The organism is Vibrio sp. OPT46 (genome assembly GCF_015163535.1).
In the GTDB taxonomy this organism is placed as follows: domain Bacteria; phylum Pseudomonadota; class Gammaproteobacteria; order Enterobacterales; family Vibrionaceae; genus Vibrio; species Vibrio alginolyticus.
The window spans coordinates 45,852-51,507 of sequence record NZ_JADDYG010000443.1; the positions used below are offsets into that span (position 1 = coordinate 45,852).

The window sequence follows — 5,656 nt, forward strand, 5'->3', positions numbered from 1 at the left end:
TTTTGTTTTTTTATTAAAAATCATAATTTTAAATTCTTCTCTATAAGTTGGTATGGAAACTGCTCTGTTTATTGAAAACAAATGGAGAAGTGATTATGTTGGAGCTAATCTTTATTTTAGTCTTTGCGGCGACCTTGTTGGTTACGGGTATCACAATGATGACCGTATTCGCAGCAACTGGTATTGCGTTAGTTGTGATGTTTTTACTGGGAATGGTTGGAGCGGTACTTAAACTATTACCATGGTTAATCGTGATTGCATTGGGTATTTGGTTCTTCAAGAATTACGTCGCTCAGCCCCGCTATAAATAATGAGTAACATCATTTAGTTGATGGAGAGGCGTGAGAATATGGTATATTTCCTCTCACGTCCTCTACGTGAATATCAGCTATCTCGGAGTAAATACTACATGACAAATAAAGCGAACATCGCTTTAACTGCATTATCGTTGGCAGTATCTTTTCCTGTTTTTGCAGAGTACTCTGTATCGACAAAAGTCGGCGCAGAGGTATGGGCTGCCGACACTAAAGTTAATGAAGTGAGACGAGATAGCAGTACCGCAGGCACTTTTTACGCGGCGATTGAACATGATGTTAAATATGTCCCTAATGCGCGCCTTCGTTACTCAAGTGTTGATGCGGATTACATGGGGTTCGATAAGCTCGATTTAACCTTGTATTACCACGTTCTAGAGCATGATTTATTGCACTTTGATGCGGGTCTCACGTTCAGTAATTTAAGTGACACTAAATACATTGATGCTGGCTCAAGCAGGCGTGTAGAAGAATTTGATGAGCTGATTTGGGCTTGGTATGGTTACGCAGAAATTCAAGTTCCGGATACAAACTTTGATGTGATTGGTGAGATAAACTTTGGTGACAACAAAGGTATCAAAAGCACCGATTTCATGGCAGGTGTTCAATACAATGTACCGCTCGAAAAAGCTCGACTGGCTTTTCGTGGAGGTTACCGTGTGATTGATTTAGAGTCCGATAAATTCATGTCGGATCTAGGGAAAGAGTTTATTTTTGCTAACGGCTTCTTTGTGAGTGCGGAATACGCGTTCTAAATTCAGCCATGTTAGATATTCGATTTACTTAAAACGTCGCTTTATAAGCGGCGTTTTTTTATATCACTTCATTATATCTAATCGAAATTTCTCCCTATTTGGCTGACTTAGACCATGCTTACCTAGGAGCAATGTGAAAGTTAAAGCAGGGATAGCGATGACAATAAATGAACTAAGACATCTATTCCGTGAAAATCAGCTTATCGAAGCGATTATTGAGCCTGCAATCCAAGAGGGTGGTTGGGTTGTAGAGTTCAGACATGCGCGCGGTGGTTTTGTTTTTCTAACGGACAGTCACGGCGAAGAATGTCTTTATGAAGATTTGGATACTGCGTCAAAATCGGCAATGGCAGTAGGCTTTCAACAAGTCCGCATTGAAGATCGATGAGCAAAAAGTAAGCCGTTCTTACTTCCAAAAAGTTATAAAACATTCACTTCTATTCTTTCTTGTTATTAAGGAGAGTGGGTACTCTATCGTCACGCAATGAATAGGGATGTCGTGATAATGTCTTTTCAAAAGAATGAGTATTCTCACAAGAATGTGTCTGAAGATAATAATGGGCAAGGAGGAAATCCTCCAATCGCAAGCCCTCTGAATGACCAACAAATTAGCTCACTCCAACAAACTGTCTCTGAGTTGTCTTCACAGCAACTTGCTTGGGTCAGTGGGTATTTTTGGGGATTAGCTCAAAATCAACCAAACACAGCGGTAACGCCAATTGCACAAGCAACGGCAGCCGTATCAGCGAAGCCAGCAGGTAAGTTGAGTATTATTTTTGCTTCCCAAACGGGCAATGCTAAAGGTGTTGCTGAAGCTCTGGAACAGGAAGCAAAAGCAGAAGGAATTGCAGTCGAACTTTTTGATGCAAGCGATTACAAAGGTAAAAACTTAGCCAAAGAAACGCATGTCATTATTGTGGCATCGACTAACGGCGAAGGCGAAGCGCCAGACAATGCCATTGAGCTACATGAGTTTTTGCAATCGAAGAAGGCTCCTAAGCTGCCAAACCTGCAATATGGTGTTATTGCATTGGGAGATTCTAGCTACGAGTTCTTCTGTCAGACCGGTAAAGACTTCGACACTTACCTATCAAAGCTAGGCGCGACTCCATTTATCGAGCGTCTTGATTGCGATGTGGATTATGAAGCCCCTGCAACTGAATGGCGTAAGAATGCGTTAGACAAGGTAAAAGATACACTGTCTTCTGGCTCTGAAGCGGATGTGGTTCAACTTCCTGTGGGTCAAGCTGCGACTGCGCACTCTCCTTACAATAAACAAAATCCGTACACTGCGACGTTACTGACCAGTCAAAAAATCACGGGCCGTGACTCTGGAAAAGACGTTCGTCATATAGAAATCGACTTAGAAGGCTCGGGCTTAACGTATCAGCCAGGTGATGCACTAGGTGTGTGGTTTGAAAATAGCTCGGAACTTGCAAATGCCATTCTTGGTAAGGTCGGTTTGTCTGGGGTTGAGACTGTTGACGTTGATGGTGAAAGCTTGTCAATCCACAGTGCTCTCGTGAGTAAATATGAAATCACAACATCTAACCCGCAGCTCATCACAAAGTTTGCCGAGTTATCCGGTAGCAAGAAGCTACAAAAGTTAGTTGAAGATAAAGATAAGCTTCGCGAGTACTCTGCAAATACTCAAATCGTTGATGTACTGGCAGAAAAGAAAACCAAGTTAACCGCAGATGAATTGATTGGTTTGCTTCGTCGCCTTACTCCACGCCTTTACTCTATTGCATCAAGCCAAGAAGAGGTCGATGAAGAAGTACACCTAACGGTTGCTTTGGTTGAGTACGAACAAAACGACGAAAAACGATATGGTGGTGCGTCTAGTTTCTTAGCACAGCGTCTCGAAGAGGGGGGTGAAGTTAAAGTATTTGTTGAGCATAACAACAACTTCAAACTGCCGGAAGATGATAGCACTCCAATTATCATGGTTGGTCCTGGCACAGGGATCGCACCATTCCGTAGCTTTATTCAGGAGCGTGAAAACCGCGATGCTGAAGGCAAAAACTGGTTGTTCTTTGGTGATCGCACGTTCACTCAAGACTTCTTGTACCAAGTGGAATGGCAAAAGTATCTCAAGTCAGGAGTACTAAGCCGATTGGATGTTGCCTTTAGTCGTGACCAAGTAGAAAAGGTTTACGTACAACATCGCATCTTAGAAAACGCAGCTCAAGTGTGGCAGTGGATCCAAGAAGGCGCTTATATCTATGTCTGCGGTGATGCAACGCGTATGGCAAAAGATGTGCACGACGCATTGGTTATCGTTGCTGAACAAGAAGGCAAGATGCCGCGTGACGATGCAGAACAATTTATTAATGACCTACGTAAAGCGAAACGTTATCAGAGGGATGTGTACTAATGACTTTTTCTACGGACAATAATAAGCAGGTTGTATTAGGTGAAGAGTTAGGGCCGCTATCTGATAACGAGCGCCTGAAGCGAGAAAGCAACTTATTACGTGGCACCATTGAGCAAGATTTACAGGACCGTATTACTGGTGGCTTTACTGCCGACAACTTCCAGTTAATTCGTTTCCACGGTATGTATCAACAAGACGATCGTGATATCCGTAATGAACGCACAAAGCAAAAACTGGAACCATTACATAATGTGATGCTTCGTGCTCGTATGCCTGGAGGCATCATCACGCCAACGCAATGGTTAGCGATCGACAAGTTCGCAACGGAGCACTCTTTATATGGAAGTATTCGTCTGACGACTCGCCAAACGTTCCAGTTTCATGGGGTATTAAAACCGAATATTAAGTTGATGCATCAAACGCTCAACAGTATTGGCATTGATTCGATTGCAACCGCGGGTGATGTAAACCGTAACGTGTTGTGTACCACTAACCCAGTGGAGTCAGAGTTACACCAAGAAGCTTACGAATGGGCGAAGAAGATCAGTGAGCATCTATTACCAAAGACGCGCGCTTATGCAGAGATTTGGCTAGACGGTGAAAAAGTAGAAAGCACGGAAGAAGACGAACCGATTCTAGGCAAGAACTACTTACCACGTAAGTTTAAAACTACAGTGGTTATCCCACCGCAAAATGACGTAGATGTACACGCTAACGATCTCAACTTCGTAGCGATTGCAGATAACGGTAAGCTGGTAGGCTTTAACGTCCTGGTCGGCGGCGGCTTAGCGATGACGCATGGCGATACATCAACTTATCCGCGCCGCGCTGACGACTTTGGCTTTATTCCGCTGGACAAGACACTTGATGTTGCCGCAGCTGTAGTAACAACTCAGCGCGACTGGGGTAACCGTTCAAACCGTAAGAACGCAAAAACCAAATACACATTGGATCGTGTAGGTAGCAATGTCTTTAAAGCGGAAGTCGAGAAACGTGCTGGTGTTAAGTTTGAGCAAAGCCGTCCATATGAATTCACAGAACGTGGTGACCGTATTGGCTGGGTAGAAGGAATTGATGGTAAATATCATTTAGCGCTTTTCATCGAAAACGGTCGCTTATTAGACTTTCCAGGTAAACCACTTAAGACGGGTGTTGCTGAAATTGCCAAAATCCACAAAGGCGATTTCCGCATGACAGCAAACCAAAACCTAATTGTTGCGGGTGTACCTAAAAACGAAAAAGCGAAGATTGAAAAGATCGCTCGTGAACATGGCTTAATGGACGACGGCGTAAGTGAACAGCGTAAGAACTCAATGGCTTGTGTTGCTTTTCCAACTTGTCCGCTAGCGATGGCAGAAGCTGAGCGTTTCCTTCCTCAGTTTGTTACTGATGTGGAGGGGATTCTGGAGAAGCACAATCTACCAGAAAATGACAACATCATTTTGCGTGTAACTGGGTGTCCAAATGGTTGTGGTCGCGCAATGTTGGCTGAAATTGGTCTAGTTGGCAAAGCGCCGGGTCGTTACAACTTGCACCTAGGTGGTAACCGTGCCGGTACTCGAGTACCAAAAATGTATAAAGAGAACATCACGGATAAGCAAATCTTAGAAGAGATTGATCTGCTGGTGGCTCGATGGTCGAAAGAGCGTGAAGAAGGCGAAGCCTTTGGCGATTTCACTATTCGTGCTGGCATTATCCAAGAAGTGCTCGTATCAAAGAGGGACTTTCATGCTTGATTCTGTAGCATCCAAGCTGGAGCTCACAGAGTTACTGACATTAACAAAGACGGAGCAAATCCTCCGTCTTGCTCAAATTAATGTCGAGCTCGAAAAGCTTTCAGCACAAGAGAGAGTAGCGTGGGCTTTAGATAATCTAGAAGGCGAGTTCGCGGTTTCTTCTAGTTTTGGTATTCAAGCCGCGGTTATGCTTCATTTAGTTACTCGCGCCAAAGCGGACATCCCCGTCATTCTAACCGATACTGGTTACCTGTTTGCTGAGACGTACCGATTTATCGATGAGCTGACAGATGCTCTCAACCTAAATTTAAAAGTTTATCGAGCCAAGGAAAGTGCGAATTGGCAAGAAGCTCGATATGGAAAATTATGGGAGCAAGGCGTAGAGGGAATTGAAAAATACAACAAGCTCAATAAAGTTGAGCCGATGCGTCGAGCGTTAAAAGAGCTTAATGTTGGAACGTGGTTCTCTGGACT

The 5,656-nt window shown here is 43.8% G+C and carries 6 protein-coding genes; all 6 read left to right on the forward strand.

The features are described 5' to 3' along the window. The first annotated feature begins 95 nt into the window (after positions 1–95). Positions 96–311, forward strand: coding sequence for an envelope stress response protein PspG (gene pspG / locus IQR33_RS19225; protein ID WP_005381266.1), 216 nt, complete (start codon positions 96–98; stop codon positions 309–311). Between the two features lie 98 nt (positions 312–409). After that, positions 410–1,069 (forward strand): TIGR04219 family outer membrane beta-barrel protein, encoded by a 660-nt coding sequence (locus tag IQR33_RS19230; RefSeq protein WP_005381265.1) that lies wholly within the window; start codon positions 410–412, stop codon positions 1,067–1,069. Positions 1,070–1,226: 157 nt separating this feature from the next. Next, positions 1,227–1,457: a hypothetical protein gene (locus tag IQR33_RS19235; RefSeq protein WP_005381264.1), complete on the forward strand. Its 231-nt coding sequence runs from the start codon at positions 1,227–1,229 to the stop codon at positions 1,455–1,457. Between the two features lie 117 nt (positions 1,458–1,574). Then, positions 1,575–3,446 (forward strand): assimilatory sulfite reductase (NADPH) flavoprotein subunit, encoded by a 1,872-nt coding sequence (locus tag IQR33_RS19240; protein WP_017821725.1) that lies wholly within the window; start codon positions 1,575–1,577, stop codon positions 3,444–3,446. Continuing rightward, on the forward strand, positions 3,446–5,182 hold the full coding sequence (gene cysI, locus IQR33_RS19245; protein WP_086047067.1) for an assimilatory sulfite reductase (NADPH) hemoprotein subunit: 1,737 nt from the start codon (positions 3,446–3,448) through the stop codon (positions 5,180–5,182). The genes IQR33_RS19240 and cysI overlap by 1 nt, the downstream gene beginning before the upstream one ends. Then, on the forward strand, positions 5,175–5,656 hold a 482-nt coding region (locus IQR33_RS19250; RefSeq protein WP_193843940.1), incomplete at its 3' end, for a phosphoadenylyl-sulfate reductase. The genes cysI and IQR33_RS19250, both read left to right, overlap by 8 nt.